At 54.0% G+C, this 18,769-nt stretch carries 17 protein-coding genes; 13 read left to right on the top strand and 4 right to left on the bottom strand.

The window, feature by feature from the left end; genetic code table 11:
• Positions 1-231 precede the first annotated feature (231 nt).
• From CUN67_RS04565 to CUN67_RS04530, 8 genes are all read left to right on the top strand, one after another.
• Positions 232-810, top strand: coding sequence for a lipoprotein (locus CUN67_RS04565; RefSeq protein WP_208714195.1), 579 nt, complete (start codon positions 232-234; stop codon positions 808-810).
• Positions 811-863: 53 nt separating this feature from the next.
• Entirely contained in the window at positions 864-2,357 is a 1,494-nt protein-coding gene (ampG, locus tag CUN67_RS04560) for a muropeptide MFS transporter AmpG (protein WP_208714194.1), read from the top strand.
• 436 nt (positions 2,358-2,793) lie between these two features.
• The gene (cyoA, locus tag CUN67_RS04555) at positions 2,794-3,714 is read left to right on the top strand and encodes a cytochrome o ubiquinol oxidase subunit II (protein ID WP_208714193.1); all 921 of its coding nucleotides are present in this window, start codon (positions 2,794-2,796) and stop codon (positions 3,712-3,714) included.
• A gap of 4 nt (positions 3,715-3,718) precedes the next feature.
• Entirely contained in the window at positions 3,719-5,701 is a 1,983-nt protein-coding gene (gene cyoB, locus CUN67_RS04550; protein ID WP_208714192.1) for a cytochrome o ubiquinol oxidase subunit I, read from the top strand.
• Complete coding sequence (locus CUN67_RS04545) at positions 5,701-6,318, top strand: cytochrome o ubiquinol oxidase subunit III (RefSeq protein WP_208714191.1); 618 nt, start codon at positions 5,701-5,703, stop codon at positions 6,316-6,318. The genes cyoB and CUN67_RS04545 overlap by 1 nt, the downstream gene beginning before the upstream one ends.
• Entirely contained in the window at positions 6,318-6,647 is a 330-nt protein-coding gene (locus tag CUN67_RS04540; protein WP_084873144.1) for a cytochrome o ubiquinol oxidase subunit IV, read from the top strand. Before CUN67_RS04545 ends, CUN67_RS04540 begins: the two co-directional genes overlap by 1 nt.
• Positions 6,648-6,659: 12 nt before the next feature.
• Positions 6,660-7,547, top strand: coding sequence for a heme o synthase (gene cyoE / locus CUN67_RS04535; RefSeq protein WP_208717064.1), 888 nt, complete (start codon positions 6,660-6,662; stop codon positions 7,545-7,547).
• 132 nt (positions 7,548-7,679) lie between these two features.
• Positions 7,680-9,044 (top strand): MFS transporter, encoded by a 1,365-nt coding sequence (locus CUN67_RS04530; RefSeq protein ID WP_208714190.1) that lies wholly within the window; start codon positions 7,680-7,682, stop codon positions 9,042-9,044.
• Positions 9,045-9,077: 33 nt separating this feature from the next.
• On the opposite strand, the gene adhP is transcribed toward CUN67_RS04530, so the two are convergent.
• Complete coding sequence (adhP, locus tag CUN67_RS04525) at positions 9,078-10,118, bottom strand: alcohol dehydrogenase AdhP (RefSeq protein ID WP_254711376.1); 1,041 nt, start codon at positions 10,116-10,118, stop codon at positions 9,078-9,080.
• A gap of 32 nt (positions 10,119-10,150) precedes the next feature.
• Positions 10,151-11,671, bottom strand: coding sequence for an acetaldehyde dehydrogenase ExaC (gene exaC, locus CUN67_RS04520; protein WP_208714189.1), 1,521 nt, complete (start codon positions 11,669-11,671; stop codon positions 10,151-10,153).
• A gap of 290 nt (positions 11,672-11,961) precedes the next feature.
• On the opposite strand from exaC, the gene CUN67_RS04515 reads away from it, so the two are divergent.
• Positions 11,962-13,740, top strand: a complete 1,779-nt coding sequence (locus tag CUN67_RS04515; protein WP_208714188.1) for a sigma-54-dependent Fis family transcriptional regulator — start codon at positions 11,962-11,964, stop codon at positions 13,738-13,740.
• Here the strand turns inward: CUN67_RS04515 and CUN67_RS04510 are convergent.
• Positions 13,737-14,228, bottom strand: a complete 492-nt coding sequence (locus CUN67_RS04510) for a YajQ family cyclic di-GMP-binding protein (RefSeq protein ID WP_021185853.1) — start codon at positions 14,226-14,228, stop codon at positions 13,737-13,739. The genes CUN67_RS04515 and CUN67_RS04510 overlap by 4 nt on opposite strands.
• Positions 14,229-14,354: 126 nt before the next feature.
• Between CUN67_RS04510 and panE the strand changes: the two genes are divergently transcribed.
• Positions 14,355-15,275, top strand: coding sequence for a 2-dehydropantoate 2-reductase (panE, locus tag CUN67_RS04505; RefSeq protein ID WP_208714187.1), 921 nt, complete (start codon positions 14,355-14,357; stop codon positions 15,273-15,275).
• Entirely contained in the window at positions 15,229-15,831 is a 603-nt protein-coding gene (gene yajL, locus CUN67_RS04500) for a protein deglycase YajL (RefSeq protein ID WP_208714186.1), read from the top strand. The genes panE and yajL overlap by 47 nt, the downstream gene beginning before the upstream one ends.
• A gap of 93 nt (positions 15,832-15,924) precedes the next feature.
• Here yajL and thiI read toward each other — a convergent pair whose 3' ends face one another.
• Positions 15,925-17,373 carry a tRNA uracil 4-sulfurtransferase ThiI gene (gene thiI, locus CUN67_RS04495; RefSeq protein WP_208714185.1) on the bottom strand — a complete coding sequence of 483 codons (1,449 nt, stop codon included), beginning with the start codon at positions 17,371-17,373 and terminating at the stop codon, positions 15,925-15,927.
• Between the two features lie 235 nt (positions 17,374-17,608).
• Between thiI and xseB the strand changes: the two genes are divergently transcribed.
• Positions 17,609-17,851, top strand: a complete 243-nt coding sequence (gene xseB, locus CUN67_RS04490) for an exodeoxyribonuclease VII small subunit (RefSeq protein ID WP_084873123.1) — start codon at positions 17,609-17,611, stop codon at positions 17,849-17,851.
• Positions 17,851-18,750, top strand: a complete 900-nt coding sequence (gene ispA, locus CUN67_RS04485; protein WP_208714184.1) for a (2E,6E)-farnesyl diphosphate synthase — start codon at positions 17,851-17,853, stop codon at positions 18,748-18,750. The genes xseB and ispA overlap by 1 nt, the downstream gene beginning before the upstream one ends.
• The last annotated feature ends 19 nt before the right edge of the window (positions 18,751-18,769 follow it).

The following is an 18,769-nucleotide window of genomic DNA, read 5'->3' as shown; positions in this document are numbered from 1 at the left end:
TTTAAATATTAGTAGGTTTTTAACCATTTCCGCAGGGAAGCTGGAAAAAATAATGTGCGCTGCGCATCTTAACCTGCCTGCCACACAGGTCAACGGGGGTTTATCTCAGTCAATCTGAAAAAAGCCTTTACAATCAATTTCCACTGACCGAGGGCTTTTTTCGCTGCCATGCAATGCTATGATGGCCGCAGTTTTGCAAACCAACCTATATACCCGCTAACGAGAATGAGTATGTTGAAAAAACTGTTATTCCCTCTGCTGGCTGCATTTATTTTGGCCGGCTGCGCCAGCAATAATACGACGCTGAATATCGAACCCAAAATTCAGCTGCCACAGCAGGATCCGAGCCTGATGGGCGTGACCGTCAGCATCAATGGTGCCGACCAGCGTAGCGATCAGGCACTGGCAAAAGTGAACCGCGATGGCCAGCTGATCACCCTTACACCGTCCCGTGACCTGCGTTTCCTGTTGCAGGAAGTGCTGGAGAAACAGATGACCGCGCGTGGCTATATGGTTGGCCCGAATGGCGCGGTTGATCTGCAAATCGTAGTCAATGGTTTGTATGCCGATGTGACCCAGGGCAACGTGCGCTACAGCATCACCACTAAAGCGGACATTTCTATTATTGCCACCGCGAAAAATGGTAACAAACAGGTTAAAAACTACCGCCAGACCTACAGCGTAGAAGGCGCATTCACTGCGACCAACGACAAGATCACCAACGCGGTTAACTCCACGCTGAGCGACGTCATCGCTGATATGGCGCAGGACACCAGCGTAAATAACTTCATTAAACAGAACGCCCGCTAATTTCGCCGTTCTTCGCCCGGCCTCCTCTGGCCGGGCTTCACTTCAGGTTGGCTATGACTTCTCACTATCTGCGCATTTTTACCCAACGTAACGCCGCAGTATTGTTGCTGCTTGGCTTCGCTTCCGGACTGCCACTGGCGTTAACCGCAGGGACATTGCAGGCATGGATGACAGTTGAGAATGTTGACCTGAAGACGATTGGTTTTTTCTCCCTTGTCGGCCAGGCCTATGTGTTCAAGTTCCTGTGGTCACCGATGATGGATCGTTACACCCCGCCTTTTCTTGGCCGTCGGCGTGGCTGGTTGCTGGTGACACAACTGGCGCTCATCGGTGGCATCATCGCGATGGGTTATATGCAGCCCTCGCGCGATTTAACCCTGCTGGCGGCCCTTGCGGTGCTGGTCGCCTTCTGTTCCGCCTCACAGGATATTGTGTTTGATGCGTGGAAAACCGACATATTGCCCCCCGAAGAGCGTGGCAGCGGCGCGGCGATCACCGTATTAGGCTATCGCCTGGCGATGCTGATTTCTGGCGGCCTCGCGCTGTGGCTGGCCGATCGCTATCTGGGCTGGCAAGCCACTTACTGGTTGATGGCAGGACTGATGGTGCCCGGCCTGATCGCCACATTGCTGGCAAAAGAGCCAGCGGCCCCTGTCAACGAACCGCACAGCCTGCGCCAGGCGGTTTCACTGCCGCTGAAAGACTTCTTCCTGCGTAACAATGCCTGGTTACTCATCACGCTGATCATCCTTTATAAGCTGGGTGATGCGTTCGCCGCATCGCTCACCACTACGTTCCTGATCCGTGGCGTGGGTTTTAATGCGGGTGATGTCGGCCTGGTCAATAAAACGCTTGGCCTGCTGGCTACCATTGTGGGCGCACTGTATGGCGGCGTGTTGATGCAACGCCTGAGCCTGTTCCGCGCGCTGATGATCTTTGGCGTATTGCAGGCGGTATCCAACTTTGCTTACTGGTTGCTGGCTGTCACTCCACCACATCTGTGGAGCATGGCCAGCGCCGTATTTATCGAGAATCTCTGCGGTGGGATGGGCACAGCGGCCTTTGTCGCGCTGCTGATGACGCTCTGCAATAAATCCTTTTCCGCCACCCAGTTCGCCCTGCTGTCCGCACTTTCCGCCGTTGGCCGGGTTTATGTGGGTCCCGCCGCAGGCTGGCTGGTTGAACTCTGGGGCTGGTCGACGTTTTATGCCTTTACGGTTTTCGCCGGTGTGCCAGGCCTCTTACTGCTCTGGGTATGCCGCAACACACTGCAGGCCATTCAGGAAAGTGGCGAATTTATCACCCGCAGCGCCTGGCCACAGGGATATCGCTGGACGGTACGCCTGTTCGGCTTCGGATGTGCCCTGCTGGCTCTCTGGTTGCTGGCGCTGGCACTCAGCGCCGCAGGAATCTGGCAAACCGGGGATTTGGTCACGCATCTGTTCGAGGCAGGGATGGCGCTGGCCTTAATTGCCGTCGCATGCGGAGTGACACTTGATTGCCTGGCGCTGCGAAAACACCCACGGATAAAACAGCCTCAGCCTTAATCACTATATTGTCGTTGACGAAATAATTGACGAAAAAATATCTGCGACTAATTTTAGTAGATAGCATTTTTTTACAACGACAAAAAGAAACATTAAATTAACAATCGCAGAAAATATTAAAAACCGGTGAGCAATTATTTTGTAGCTTTCTTATCGCATAAATGATGCAAAATTGTTAAATAAATGGGCATTAAAAGTACGGTTTATGCTTTCCCTGTTTTTACTGCGGTTACTATCATTTGTTTTTGTTATATTAACGCCAACTACTTGTCTCTTTTAATAATTTGTCACCCTACGCAACATCTGTGACACCCTTAGCAAAAGGTGTCAACAGGCTCCTGACACATCCTTAAGCTGGTTTACACTGTATAAACCTTCCCGTAAAATGCGCGCACACTTAAACGACAATAGAGCCCTTTGTCATTGAGGTCGTTAAATGAGACTCAGGAAATACAATAAAAGTTTGGGGATTTTGTCATTAATTGCAGGCGCTGTATTACTCAGTGGCTGCGATAGTGCGTTGTTAAATCCCAAAGGACAGATTGCACTGGAGCAACGTTCGTTGATTCTGACAGCTTTTGGCTTGATGTTGATCGTCGTAATCCCCGCAGTCTTTATGGCGGTATTTTTTGCCTGGAAATATCGGGCAACCAATACCAATGCGAAGTATAGCCCCAACTGGTCACACTCTAACAAAGTGGAAGCCGTGGTCTGGACCATTCCAATCCTGATCATTCTCTTCCTCGGCGTTCTGACCTGGAAATCAACCCACGCGCTGGAGCCAAGCAAACCGCTGGCCTCTGACGTGAAACCGGTTGAGATCGATGTCGTGGCGCTGGACTGGAAATGGCTGTTTATCTACCCGGAACAGGGTATTGCAACCGTTAACCAGATTGCCTTCCCGGCAAATACTCCGGTCAGCTTCAAAATTACTTCCAACTCCGTCATGAACTCCTTCTTTATTCCTACGCTGGGTAGCCAGATCTACGCGATGGCGGGCATGCAGACCAAACTGCACCTGATCGCCAACGAGCCGGGAATTTTCGACGGTATCTCTGCTAACTTCAGTGGTCGCGGTTTCTCTGGCATGAAGTTCAAAGCCATTGCCACCAAAGACGACGCGGAATTCCAGCAGTGGGTCGCCAAAGTTAAAGCGGCACCTGACACGCTGACCACCATGGATGATTTCGAGAAACTGGCTGCGCCAAGCGAAAATCACCCGGTGGAATATTTCTCAACAGCCAATCCGGAACTGTTCAAGCAAGTTATTGATAAGTTCAAGATGAGCCACGGGAAGATGGACATGCCTGCAGGCATGGACATGAGTCACGCCGCTTCCGCGGGAGCCGAGGAATAATACGATGTTCGGAAAATTAACACTGGATGCAGTGCCGTACCATGAGCCGATTATCATGGTCACGGTTGCCGGTATCATCATAGGTGGTCTGGCTGTCATTGCGGCCATCACCTACTTTGGTAAATGGCAATATCTTTGGTCTGAATGGCTGACGTCAATCGACCATAAAAAACTGGGTATCATGTACATCATCATGGCGTTCGTCATGCTGCTGCGTGGCTTCGCCGATGCGGTGATGATGCGTACCCAACAGGTTATGGCTTCCGCCGGGGAAGCGGGCATACTACCACCACACCACTACGACCAGATCTTCACCGCTCACGGCGTGATTATGATCTTCTTCGTGGCGATGCCTTTCGTGGTCGGTCTGATGAACATCGCGGTACCGCTGCAAATTGGTGCTCGTGACGTTGCCTTCCCGTTCCTGAACAACCTGAGCTTCTGGTTCACGGCGATCGGTGTGATCCTGGTTAACCTGTCGCTGGGTGTGGGCGAGTTCGCGCAGACTGGCTGGCTGGCCTATCCGCCGCTTTCGGGTGCGGAGTACAGTCCTGGCGTCGGGGTCGATTACTGGATCTGGAGTCTCCAGCTATCCGGTATCGGGACCACGCTGACCGGTATCAACTTCTTCGTGACCATTCTGAAGATGCGTGCACCGGGCATGGACCTGTTCAAAATGCCGGTGTTCACCTGGGCTTCTCTGTGTACTAACGTCCTGATCATCGCTGCGTTCCCGGTTCTGACCGTCACGCTGGCACTGTTGACCCTTGACCGTTACCTCGGCTTCCATTTCTTCACCAATGAAATGGGCGGTAACATGATGATGTACGTCAACCTGATTTGGGTCTGGGGTCACCCGGAAGTTTACATCCTCGTTCTGCCGGTGTTTGGTGTCTTCGCTGAAGTCACTGCGACCTTCTCGAAAAAGCGTCTGTTTGGTTACACCTCTCTGGTGTGGGCAACCATCGCCATTACCGTTCTGTCGTTCATCGTTTGGCTGCACCACTTCTTCACCATGGGTGCGGGTGCGAACGTTAACGCCTTCTTCGGTATCATGACGATGATCATCGCGATTCCGACCGGCGTGAAAATCTTTAACTGGCTGTTCACCATGTATCAGGGTCGTGTCGAGTTCCACTCAGCAATGCTGTGGACCATCGGCTTCCTGGTCACCTTCTCTATCGGTGGTATGACGGGTGTTCTGCTGGCGGTACCGGGTGCGGACTTCGTCCTGCATAACAGCCTGTTCCTGATTGCGCACTTCCATAACGTTATCATCGGTGGTGTGGTGTTCGGTTGTATGGCTGGCGTGACCTACTGGTTCCCGAAAGCCTTCGGCTTCACCCTGAACGAGACCTGGGGCAAACGTGCCTTCTGGTTCTGGATCATCGGCTTCTTCGTTGCGTTTATGCCGCTGTATGCGCTGGGCTTCATGGGTATGACCCGTCGTATCAGCCAGGACATCGATCCGCAGTTCCACTCACTGCTGGTGGTTGCCGCTTGCGGTGCTGCGCTGATTGCCTGTGGCATCCTGTGCCAGCTGATCATGTTCTACGTTTCTGTGCGTGACCGCGACCAGAACCGTGACCTGACCGGTGACCCGTGGGGTGGTCGTACGCTGGAGTGGGCAACCTCTTCACCGCCGCCGTTCTACAACTTTGCTGTAATCCCGCACGTTCACGAGCGCGATGCTTTCTGGGAAATGAAAGAGAAAGGCGAAGCGTATCTGCAGCCGGCTAAATATGAAGAAATTCATATGCCGAAAAACAGTGGTGCTGCCATTGTTATCGCTGCCTTCGGTACGATTTTCGGTTTCGCGGCTATCTGGCACATCTGGTGGCTGGTGGTTGTTGCCTTCCTGGGCATGATCATCACCTGGATTGTGAAGAGTTTCGATGAAGACGTGGATTACTACGTACCGGTTGCGGAAATCGAGCAGATCGAGAAGAAGCACTTTGACGAAATCAGCAAAGCAGGTCTGAAATAATGTCAACTCAAACTGTGACGACACACCACCACGACGCCCATGCGGAGCATGGGCATCACGATGCAGGAGCCAATAAAGTCTTTGGTTTCTGGATCTACCTGATGAGTGACTGCATCATCTTCGCAACCCTGTTTGCGACCTATGCAGTTATGGTCAACAACACTGCCGGTGGCCCGGCAGGTAAAGATATCTTCGAACTGCCGTTTGTACTGGTCGAAACCGCGCTGCTGCTGCTTAGCTCCATTACCTACGGTATGGCAGTTATCGCGATGAACAACCAGAACAAGGGCGCGGTCATCAGCTGGCTGGCGTTGACCTTCCTGTTCGGTGCCGGATTTATCGGGATGGAAATCTATGAATTCCATCACCTGATTATGGAAGGCTTCGGTCCAGACCGTAGCGGCTTCCTGTCCGGATTCTTTACCCTGGTTGGTACGCACGGTCTGCACGTCACCTCTGGCCTGATCTGGATGGCAGTTCTGATGTTCCAGATCTCCAAACGTGGCCTGTCGGCGACTAACCGCACTCGTATCATGTGTCTGAGCCTGTTCTGGCACTTCCTCGATGTGGTGTGGATCTGCGTATTCACCATTGTTTATCTGATGGGGGCCATGTAATGAGTCATTCTGTAACTGACCATGGTGCATCTCACGGTAGCGTGAAGTCCTACATGATTGGCTTCATCCTGTCGATCATCCTGACGGCAATCCCGTTCTGGATGGTGATGGATGGCAGCGCTTCTCACGGCACCATTCTGGGTGTGGTTCTGGTGTGTGCGGTCGTTCAGGTGCTGGTGCATCTGGTGTACTTCCTGCATCTGGACAGCAAATCTGAGGGTGGCTGGAACATGGTGGCCATTGTCTTTGCGGCAGTTATTATCCTGATTGTCGTCGTAGGCTCACTGTGGATTATGTGGAACCTCAACTACAACATGATGGTCCACTAAGAGTCGCTCATGATGATTAAGCAATACCTGCAAGTAACAAAACCAGGAATTATTTTCGGCAATTTAATTTCTGTGATCGGTGGATTCCTGCTGGCCTCTAAAGGCAGCATTGATTACACCCTGTTCTTCATCTCACTGGTTGGTGTATCGCTGGTCGTTGCATCGGGTTGTGTTTTCAACAACGTGATTGACCGTGATATCGATATCAAGATGGAGAGAACGCGGAATCGAGTGCTGGTGAAAGGCCTGATCTCGGCGAAAGTGAGCCTGGTTTATGCAACCGCATTAGGTATTGCTGGCTTTGCGTTGCTTTATTTCGGAGCTAACCCGCTGGCCATGTGGCTGGCGGTGCTGGGCTTCGTGGTATACGTCGGCATTTACAGCCTCTACATGAAGCGTAATTCAGTCTACGGTACGCTGATTGGTAGCCTTTCTGGTGCAATGCCGCCGGTGATTGGCTACTGCGCGGTGACCAACGAGTTTGATGCTGGCGCGCTGATTTTGCTGGCTATCTTTAGCCTGTGGCAGATGCCGCATTCCTATGCGATTGCCATCTTCCGCTTTAAAGATTACCAGGCAGCAAATATCCCGGTTCTGCCGGTCGTGAAAGGCATTTCAGTGGCGAAGAATCATATTACGCTGTATATCCTGGCGTTTATGATTGCCACTCTGATGCTTTCACTGGGCGGTTACGCTGGCTACAAATATCTGGTGGTTGCTGCGGCAGTGAGTGTCTGGTGGCTCGGGATGGCGCTTTCAGGTTATAAAACCTCAAACGACAAAGTTTGGGCACGTAAACTGTTTGTGTTCTCGATTGTTGCTGTCACTGCATTGAGCGTGATGATGTCGGTAGACTTTATGACCCCGGCGTCTAAAGACCTGCTGACTTACGTCTGGTAATTCAGCTCCGCAAGACCATGAAAGGGCGCGAATTTCGCGCCCTTTCTTTTTGTTACCATCGCTTAAAAACTATTGTTTTACCCGCCCTACCCTGCTCCCTAGAATAAGTGCAGCAAACTTATAGAGGTTGGAATGAACGACAACAAAATGACCCCAACAGAGCGGCGCGCGACATGGGGCTTAGGTACGGTTTTTTCCCTGCGTATGCTGGGAATGTTTATGGTGCTGCCGGTACTCACCACTTATGGCATGGCGTTACAGGGTGCCAGTGAAACCCTGATTGGTCTGGCAATTGGTATTTATGGCCTGGCCCAGGCGATTTTTCAGATCCCCTTTGGCTTACTCTCCGACCGCATCGGGCGCAAACCGCTGATTGTCGGCGGCCTGCTGCTGTTTGTGCTGGGTAGCGTAATAGCCGCCACCACCTCCTCCATCTGGGGGGTTATTCTGGGCCGTGCCTTGCAGGGTTCCGGCGCGATTGCCGCTGCGGTGATGGCGCTGCTGTCTGACCTCACCCGCGAACAGAACCGCACCAAAGCGATGGCGTTTATCGGCATCAGCTTTGGCATCACCTTTGCCATCGCCATGGTAATTGGCCCGATTGTTACGCATGCACTGGGGCTGCACGCGCTGTTCTGGATGATTGCCATTCTTGCCAGCCTTGGCATTGTCATTACTTTGCTGGTGGTACCCAATGCGCCGCATCATGTGTTGAACCGTGAATCCGGGATGGTGAAAGGCAGCATTCGTGCGGTATTGACCAACACCAGATTGGTAAAACTCAACATCGGCATTCTGTGTCTGCATATTCTGCTGATGTCGAGCTTTGTCGCCCTGCCGGGTCAGTTTGAGCAGGCTGGCCTGCCGGCATCCGAGCACTGGAAGGTTTATCTGGTGACCATGCTGATCTCCTTCGTCAGCGTGATCCCCTTCATCATTTATGCCGAAGCGAAACGCCGCATGAAGCGCGTCTTCGTCAGTTGCGTCGCCTTAATTGTCATCGCTGAAATCGTGCTTTGGGGGGCTGGCAATCACTTCTGGACGCTGGTGATTGGCGTGCAGCTGTTCTTCCTCGCCTTTAACCTGATGGAAGCGATTCTGCCGTCATTGATCAGCAAAGAATCCCCGCCGGGTTACAAAGGCACCGCGATGGGTATCTACTCCACCAGCCAGTTCCTTGGGGTGGCAATTGGCGGCAGCATGGGCGGTTGGGTATTCGGTCATTTTGACGCGCAAACGGTGTTTCTGGTCGGCGCAGTGGTGGCAGCCATCTGGTTGTTCATCAGCATGTCAATGCAGGAACCCCCTTACGTCAGCAGCCTGCGTCTGGTACTGAGTGATGCGGTGCTGGCAGTGCCAAATCTGGAAAAACGCCTGAAAGCACAACCGGGCGTCGCCTCGGTGTTTATCGTGCCGGAAGAGAGAAGTGCTTATATCAAGATAGACAGCAAGGTGACGAGCCGCGTCGAACTGGAAGCGCTGCTCGCCAGCAGTTAAAACCAAGCCCGACCTTTGCGTCGGGCTGGTTGTTTACAGCGACATATCCACTACGATACGACCTTCGATTTTACCCGCATGCATACGCGCAAAGATGTCGTTGATGTTGACCAGCGGCTCCACGGCGACATTGGCTTTCACCTTGTGGCGACCAGCAAAATCAAGCGCTTCCTGCAAATCTTTACGGGTACCCACGATCGAACCGCGCACCGTAATACCGTCCAGCACCATATCAAAGATCGACAGATCAAACTTGCCCGGTGGCAGACCGTTCAGCACCATGGTGCCACCACGACGCATGGTTCCCAGCGCCTGTTCAAAGGCTTTGGGCGACACCGCCGTCACCAGTACACCATGCGCACCGCCAAAGCTTTCATGGAACACTTTGGCCGGATCGACGTTTTTCGCATTGGCGACCACACTGGCACCGAGGCGTTTAGCAAACGCCAGCTTCTCGTCGTCAATATCGACCGCAGCAACGTTCAGCCCCATAGCCACCGCGTACTGCACCGCCATATGTCCCAGGCCACCGATACCGGAAATCACCACCCAGTCACCTGGCTTGGTGTCGGTCATCTTCAGACCTTTGTACACCGTCACACCGGCACATAAGATTGGCGCAATTTCGTTGAACTCGATGTTATCAGGCAGGATACCGACGTAGTTTGCATCCGCGAGACAATACTCAGCAAAGCTGCCATTAACCGAGTAGCCGGCATTTTGCTGCGACAGGCACAGGGTTTCCCAGCTATCAAGGCAGTATTCGCAATGGCCACAAGCCGAGTAGAGCCAGGGCACACCGACGCGATCACCCATTTTCAGATGTTTCACGCCCTCACCTAACGCCACGATTTGACCAACACCTTCATGGCCAGGAATAAACGGCGGATTCGGTTTGACAGGCCAGTCACCTTCGGCAGCGTGCAGGTCAGTATGGCAAACCCCGGTGGCGGCAATTTTAACCAGCACCTGGCCCGGCCCAACGGCAGGTACCGGGACGTCTTCAATCACCAATGGCTCACCGAATGATTTCACAACTGCCGCTTTCATTGTGCTTTTGATCTTCATAGTCATCAATTCACTCTCCAAAAGGGTCTGATGTGGGCTTAAAAGAGGCCCAGTGGTGCGATGTCATAGCTAACAAGCAGGTTTTTGGTTTGTTGATAGGCGTTGAGCGCCATCTTATGGGTTTCGCGTCCCACCCCGGATTGCTTGTAACCGCCGAAAGCAGCATGCGCCGGGTAGATGTGGTAACAGTTGGTCCAGACACGCCCCGCTTTGATACTACGCCCCATGCGATAGGCCAGATTAGTGTTTCGTGTCCAGACGCCCGCACCGAGGCCAAACTGCGTCTGGTTAGCAATATCCAGCGCTTCAGCTTCGTCTTTAAAGGTGGTGACGCCGATCACCGGCCCGAAGATCTCCTCCTGGAAGCAACGCATCTGATTGTCACCTTTGATCAACGTCGGCTGGATGTAGAAGCCGTTATCAAACGCAGGCGCAATGCTGGCACGTTCACCTCCGGTCAGGATTTGTCCGCCTTCCTGACGCGCAATATCAATATAGGAGAGAATTTTATCGAACTGCTGACGGGAAGCCTGTGCACCGATCATAGTTTCGGTATCGAGCGGATCGCCGCGGCGAATCGTGGCAATCTTCGCCATCACGCGTTCCATAAAGGGAGCGTAGATCGACTCATGGATCAGCGCGCGTGACGGGCAGGTACAGACTTCGCCCTGGTTGAAGAAACCCAGCACCAGCCCTTCCACCGCTTTCTCAATAAACTCCGGTTCACCGTCCATCACATCGGCAAAATAGATGTTGGGTGACTTACCGCCCAGCTCCACGGTGCAGGGAATAATGTTCTCCGCCGCACAGGCCATGATATGACGTCCTACCGGGGTCGAGCCGGTAAAGGCGATTTTGGCGATGCGTTTACTGGTCGCCAGTGCTTCGCCAGCTTCACGCCCAAAGCCCTGTACCACGTTAAGCACGCCCGCCGGGAACAGATCGCCAACCAACTCCAGCAGCAAGGTAATCCCCAGCGGGGTCTGCTCGGCGGGTTTCAACACCACGCAGTTGCCCGCCGCCAGCGCCGGAGCCAGTTTCCACGCCGCCATCAGCAGTGGGAAGTTCCACGGGATAATTTGCCCCACCACGCCCAATGGCTCGTGGAAATGATAGGCAACGGTATGTTCATCAATCTCTGCGGTACTGCCTTCCTGCGCCCGCAGGCAGCCAGCGAAGTAACGGAAATGGTCAGCTGCCAGCGGCAGATCCGCATTCAGGGTTTCACGGATGGGCTTGCCGTTGTCCCAACTCTCGGCAACGGCCAGCATTTCCAGATTGGCTTCAATCCGGTCGGCCACCTGCAACAGCAGGTTGGCACGGTGCTGAGCACTGGTTTTTCCCCAGGCGTCGGCGGCCTGATGAGCAGCATCCAGTGCTAAGTCGATATCGCGCGCGTCCGAACGAGGGAACTGCGCAATGTCGCTGCCATCAACTGGCGAGGTGTTGGTGAAGTACTGGCCGCTGAGCGGCTCTGTGAATTTGCCCGCAATATAGTTGCCGTAAGTCGCTTTAAAAGAGACTAAAGCGCCTGGCGTGCCGGGATGTGCATAACGCATCGCAAACTCCTTAATGTAGGGTCAGATGTTCTGGAGCTGGCAGCGGCAACCTGAGGGTCACAGGTTGAACAGCCCGCTGCCGGAGAGGTTATTGCAGCAGGCGTGCCAGTTTTTTTTAGTTTGCGATAATCTAAAAAATGATAATGTTAATCAGTCGGTTATAAACGGATTACCCCTGACGAGCGCAGGGGATAGTGCGGTAAAAATCGCCATCTGTGTTGCATATCGCAACACCACAAAAACCAAATAGCTACAATGTCGCAACACTTTGCTAAGGCATGAGGTTACCAATGCAGGGAAATTCATCCGCCGCGATTGCACCAGCCGCAGACTCCACTCCGCTTCTGAGCGATTCCTGGTTTCGCAGCCAGCTTTACGGTCTTGATCGCACCGCTGATGATTTTCCCCGTGTACGCCAGGGCGAACTGGCGGACCTGCTGGCGAGTAATCTTGGGTTACAGCAGTTTGCCCAGCCGGTGATCAAACAGCTGGCGCAGAAGATGGCAGAAATGCAATCGGTGGTGATTCTCTCTGATGCCAGCGGCATGGTGCTGCATACCTTTGGCGATATGCAATCGATGGAAAAAGCGCAACGTTATGCGCTGGCTCCCGGCAATTTATGGAGCGAATGCGGACGCGGCACCAATGCCATCGGCACCGCGCTGGCGATTGACGACGGCTGCGAAATCGATGGTCATCAGCACTTCCTGACGCGCAATCAGGGGCTGTATTGCGCCGCCATGCCGCTGCAGATGCCCAATGGTCAGATTGCGGGCGTGCTGGATATCTCCGGCCCGGCCCACTTCCCTCACCCGCAAACCTTCGGTTGGGTAAAAGCTGCCGCGAAACAAATCGAGTATCTGTGGGTAAAGCAGAGCCTGCACCCGCAGCAGTGGCTGATGAGTCTGCATCGGCAACCGCAGGGCATTGATACCAGCGACGAACTGCTGCTGGTGTTTTCCGACAACGTCCTGATGGCCGCCAATCGCCTGGCCATGCGTGAACTGACACTCAGTGCGGAGCAGCTCGGCTCTCTGACTTTCCAGCAGCTGTTCCCGCAGCAGGAGCAGGCTGCCAACATCATTCCGCTAGCGCTGAATTATGGCGCGCAGAGCTGGTACTTCCGCCTGCGCGCGCCACACCGCACCCATTTTGCCACGCCGGCTGATCCACAGAGTGACCTGCCCTTCTCGCTGCGTCGCGACGGCGAAAAAATGGTGCGCCTGCTGAATGCCGGGGTTTCATTGTGTATTCACGGTGAAACCGGCAGCGGCAAGGAGTATGTCAGCCGGGCGTTACATCAGCAGAGTCGCTGGCGTGAGGGCAAATTTGTTGCCATCAACTGTGCCGCCATCCCGGAGTCGCTGATTGAGTCCGAATTATTTGGCTATCAGCCTGGCGCGTTTACCGGGGCGGGTAAAAATGGCTATATCGGTAAAATCCGTGAAGCCGATGGCGGCGTGCTGTTCCTCGACGAAATTGGCGATATGCCGCTGGCACTGCAAACCCGTCTGCTGCGGGTGTTGCAGGAAAAAGAAGTCGCGCCGCTGGGTTCCAGCCGCAGCTGGCCAGTAAACTTTGCGGTGATTTGCGCCACCCATCGTGATTTGGCGCAACGCGTTGCTGAAGGTGAGTTCCGGGAAGATTTACTGTATCGCCTGCAGGAATTCTCCATGACCATCCCACCATTACGTGAATGGCCGGATTTATCGGGGTTCATTCACCGCCTGTGGCTTGAACTGGGAGGCGGAGAACGCGACATTCAGCTGGCACCCGCGCTGCTGGCGTCACTGGCACAGCTACCCTGGCCGGGCAATGTTCGTCAGCTACGCAGCCTGCTGCGCGTGTTACTGGCGCTGGCGGATGAAGGGGAGGAAGTCAGTGAAGTGCATTTGCCCGCCGAATACCGCCGGACAGCTCCGGTAGCTGAGGACAGGCAAAGTCATGATGAGCGGTTGATCGCCGCTACGCTGCAACGCTTTAACGGCAATATCAGCAAAACCGCCGAGGCGTTAGGTATCGCGCGCAGCACGCTGTATCGTCGTGCTGCACGCGACAAACGCGATTAATCGCGGAAGTTTTTGAACTGGAAAGGCTGGCCGAGGTTGCCACCGCGCACCAGTGCCATCGCGCCTTGCAGATCGTCACGCGACTTACCGGTCACGCGCAGTTCATCACCCTGAATCTGGGTCTGCACTTTGAGTTTGCTGTCTTTAATCAGCTTAACCAGCTTCTTCGCTACGTCGCTTTCGATGCCTTTTTTCAGTTTGGCTTCGACGCTCCAGCTTTTGCCGCTGTGCTCGATCTCTTCCGGGACTTCAATCGCCGCCCCTTCAATCCCGCGCTTCAGCAGTTTTTCTCTTAAAATATCCACCAGCTGTTTGACCTGAAAATCAGACTCCGTGGTGATTTTGATGGTCTCATTCTTTTCGTTCAGCTCAATGCTGGCGCTGACGTTACGGAAATCAAAACGGGTAGACAGTTCACGGCTGGCATTTTCCACCGCATTACGGACTTCCTGCAGTTCGACTTCGGAAACGATATCGAAAGATGGCATCTTGTCTTCTCCTGACGCTAAAGTGACATGCATAATACGCGTCTTGTCACGCGAATAAAACACGCTACACCGAAAGCTATAATTGATGGTGAGTGTAAAAACAATAACCCGCCAGCGGGAGGCAATATGAAAATTACCGTGTTGGGTTGCGGCGCCCTGGGTCAGATTTGGCTCGCCGCTCTCGCACGCCAGGGACATGATGTTCAGGGCTGGTTGCGGGTACCGCAACCTTATTGTTCGGTCAATGTTGTCGATCCAGAAGGACAGGTCAGCAACCACACGTTTATCGCCAATGACCCACTGTTTCTGGCGGAGAGCCAGTTATTGCTGGTGACGTTGAAAGCACCACAGGTTTCACCGGCAGTGAAGAATCTGCAAAGCGTGCTGCCTGCCCATGCACCGGTTCTGCTGCTGCACAATGGCATGGGCACCCTGGATGAGCTGAAAGATCTCCAGCAACCGCTGCTGCGCGGCATTACCACCCATGCCGCGATGCGCGATGGTACGGTGATCAAACATGTGGCGCAGGGCATAACCCACATCGGCCCTGCCAGCCGTGAGAGTGAGGCTCTAAGCGATATCGCCGATATCCTCCATCAGGCCCTGCCTGATGTCGCCTGGCATAACAACATTGCCGCCGCCTGCTGGCGCAAGCTGGCGGTGAACTGCGTGATCAATCCGATGACGGTGGAACACGATTGCCAGAATGGCGCGCTGCGCGCTTATCCTGAGCAGATCGCCGGGTTGTGTGAAGAAATCGCCTGGGTGATGGAGCGTGAAGGCCATCATATTGCGGTCGATAATCTACGCGACATTATCTATGACGTGATCGACACCACCGCCGCCAACGTCTCATCGATGTTGCAGGATGTACGCGCACAACGTCAGACCGAAATTGATTACATCACCGGCTACCTGCTGCGCCGCGCGCGGGCGCAGGGCATCGCAGTGCCGGAGAACACCCGTTTGTACGATCTGATTAAACGCAAGGAGTCCCAATATGAGCACGAACGCATCGGTTCTGGTTTGCCTGGCACATGGCAGTGAAGAGACCGAAGCGGTCACCACTATCGATTTGTTGGTGCGTGGCGGTTTGCAGGTCACCACCGCCAGTGTCGAAAGCGATGGCAGCCGGGAAATCGTCTGCTCGCGTGGCGTACGCCTGCTGGCCGACGCGCCGTTAGTGGAAGTGGCGGATAATGATTTTGCCGCCATCGTCCTGCCGGGCGGTTTAAAAGGGGCAGAAACCTTTCGCGACAGTCCGTTGCTGGTGGAAACCGTGCGCCAGTTTCACCTCTCTGGCCGGATTGTCGCCGCGATTTGCGCCGCACCTGGCACGGTGCTGGTGCCACATGATCTGTTTCCGGTGGGGAATATGACCGGCTTTCCCGGTCTGAAAGAGACCATCCCGGAAGGGAAATGGATGGAGCGTCGGGTAGTGTGGGACCCGCGCGTCAATCTGCTGACCAGCCAGGGGCCGGGTACATCGATTGATTTTGCGCTGAAGCTGATTGATTTGCTGGTCGATAAGGACAAGGCGCGCGAAGTGGCGTCACAGCTGGTGCTGGCGGCCGGGATTTATAATTATCAGGAATTTGAATAACCAACCCCGTAGCGGCGCAATTTATTGCGCGGTTTTATTGAATGCGCTAAAAACCGCGCGATAAATCGCGCCGCTACAGAAGGTATATCGACCTTATGGGCGATAAACCTTCACATTTTTAAAGCCCTGCTCATGCAGATACAGCGCCTGCAAACGGCTCATTACGCCGCGATCGCAATACAACAACCAGGTTTTGCTCTGGTCAAGATCGCCAAACTGGGTGCTGAGCTTGTAGAACGGCAGTGATTTCACCTCCACCCCTTCCAGCGCCAGTGGGGTGTCATCCTGTTCATCAATCGAGCGAATATCCAGCACCACGTCATTGGCGGTAAATGACACCACCGTCTCCACTTCCACCACTTCTTCATCCGTCTGTTCGGCGATGTCGCGGATATCAACGTTGCTCGCTTCCTGCACCACACGATCGAGAATGGCAAAATCGAAATGCTGTTCTTCCGCTTCGATCTTCGCCTTCACCGCTTTTACCGTCGGGCTTTTCGAAATCACGCCACAATATTCCGGCATGGTGCGGGCAAAATCTTCGGTGCCAATTTCACGCGCCAGTTTGATGATGTGCTCTTTGTCGTGGGAAATCAGCGGACGCAGAATCAGCGTATCAGAGGCGTTGTCGATCAAACGCAGGTTGGTCAGCGTCTGGCTCGATACCTGGCCCAGCGCTTCGCCGGTGACCAGCGCCTGTACGCCGTAACGTTCAGCCACCATCGACGCGGCACGCACCATCATGCGTTTCAGCACCACACCCATCTGGCCGTCATCCACCTTCTCCAGAATTTCGCCTACCACCGGTTCAAAATTGATGGCGACAAAACGCACGCGATGCGAACGACCAAAGCGCTGCCACAGATAATGTGCCACCTGGCGCACGCCAATTTCATGCGCCGCACCGCCGAGATTGAAGAAGCAATAATGCACGCGGCAGCCACGACGCATCAGCATGTAGCTGGAGACGCCGGAGTCAAAGCCACCGGAAATCAGCGACAGCACATCTTCCTGGGTACCAATCGGGAAACCGCCCAGCCCTTCATAACGGCCGGTGATCAGCAACAGACGATCGTTATCAATTTCCAGGTTGACCGTTTCATCCGGGTGATTCAGCTGCACGCGCGCGGTTTCGATATGCTGGTTAAGACCGCCGCCAACATAACGCTCCACGTCCTGTGAGCTAAAATCGTGTTTGCCACGACGCTTCACACGCACACAAAAGCTTTTACCTTCGAGACGGTCACGATACAGCGCCAGCGTCTGTTCGAAAATGTTATGCATGTCGGTGTATTCATGATCTTCCACCGCCAGCACATGATGAATGCCGGGAATGCGCGTCAGCTCGGCAACCACCGTTTCGCGCAGCGACTCATTCTTCGCCCGTACCACGATATGGTCCCAGTGGCGTACAACGGCGATGTCATCATCCAGAGTACGAAGAATGTTACGAATGTTCCCGGTCAGAATCTTGATAAAGCGCAGTCGCACCGACTGACTCTTGATGGTGATTTCGGGGAAGAGCTTGATGATAAACTTCATGGCGACACAGGTTCGTTTGGGCAAATAAGTGCTAAAACCATCGGCACTTAGCTGTTAAAATCATGTAATTGCGGGTTGAGCAGGAGCGCCCGCATCCGAGGCGCGAGAGTATATCACCTTTGTCAGGTGACTGCTTCTGCAACCGCAGTCACATTCATTATTTTGCTAATTAATCCTCGTCGGCTACCATGACCGACTGCAAGATGATGTCCCAACCTGTGAGTCGACACTGATTATGCCGAAAAAAGCCGAAGCGCCCGCCAGTTTTGAAAGCGCAATACAGCAGCTGGAACAGATCGTCAGCCGCCTGGAGAGTGGTGAGCTGCCGCTGGAAGAGGCGCTGAAAGAATTTGAACGCGGCGTTCAACTGGCACGTAGTGGTCAGCAAACTCTGCAACAGGCAGAGCAGCGCGTGCAGATTTTGCTCAGCGATGATAAAGACGCTGCGCTTGCCCCTTTTACCCCGGAAGATAACTGATGGATTTTCCTGAACTGCTGAGCGCCTATCACGAACGCGTGAACCTTGCGCTGACGCGCCTGTTAGATCCACTTCCTTTTCAGAGTTCTCCTCTGGTGAATGCCATGCAATATGGGGCACTATTAGGCGGTAAGCGTCTGCGCCCTTTTCTGGTTTATGCCACCGGTGAGATGCTCAAGGCCGATCCGGCCAGTCTGGATGCGCCCGCTGCGGCGGTTGAATGTATCCATGCTTACTCTTTAATTCATGACGATCTGCCTGCGATGGATGACGATGCATTGCGCCGCGGGCAGCCAACCTGCCATATTAAATATGGTGAAGACACGGCGATTCTCGCTGGTGATGCCCTGCAAACCCTGGCGTTTTCAATTCTGGCTGACCAGCCAATGCCTGGCGTCAGTGCAGAAGCCCGTATTAGCATGATCTCGGAGCTGGCGCAGGCCAGTGGTGCAGCGGGGATGTGCGGTGGACAGGCGTTGGATCTTGCCGCTGAAGGCAAAAACATTGACCTGGCGAAACTGGAGCAGATCCACCGCCATAAAACCGGCGCACTGATTCGCGCCGCAGTCCGCCTTGGCGCACTGACGGCAGGTGAACAAGGCCGCGCTGCCCTGCCAGTGCTGGACGTGTATGCTAATGCTGTCGGGCTGGCGTTTCAGGTCCAGGATGACATTCTGGATGTAGTGGGCGATACCGCCGTTCTGGGGAAAACCCAGGGTGCCGACGAGGCACTGGGCAAGAGCACCTATCCGGCGCTGATGGGGCTGGATAATGCCCGTCAAAAAGCCTGGGACCTCTATCAGGAGGCGCTGGGCGCGCTGGATATTCTGGCCGCGCAATCTTTCAACACCACAGCATTACAAGCGCTGGCTAGCTTCATAATTGAACGCGATAAATAACTTTCATAATGAGTCTCTG

The sequence above is a fragment of the Pantoea cypripedii genome (assembly GCF_011395035.1).
GTDB classification, from domain to species: Bacteria; Pseudomonadota; Gammaproteobacteria; order Enterobacterales; family Enterobacteriaceae; genus Pantoea; species Pantoea cypripedii_A.
The sequence above is the reverse complement of the archived record's forward strand: the minus strand, read 5'-3'. Positions and strand labels throughout refer to the sequence as shown.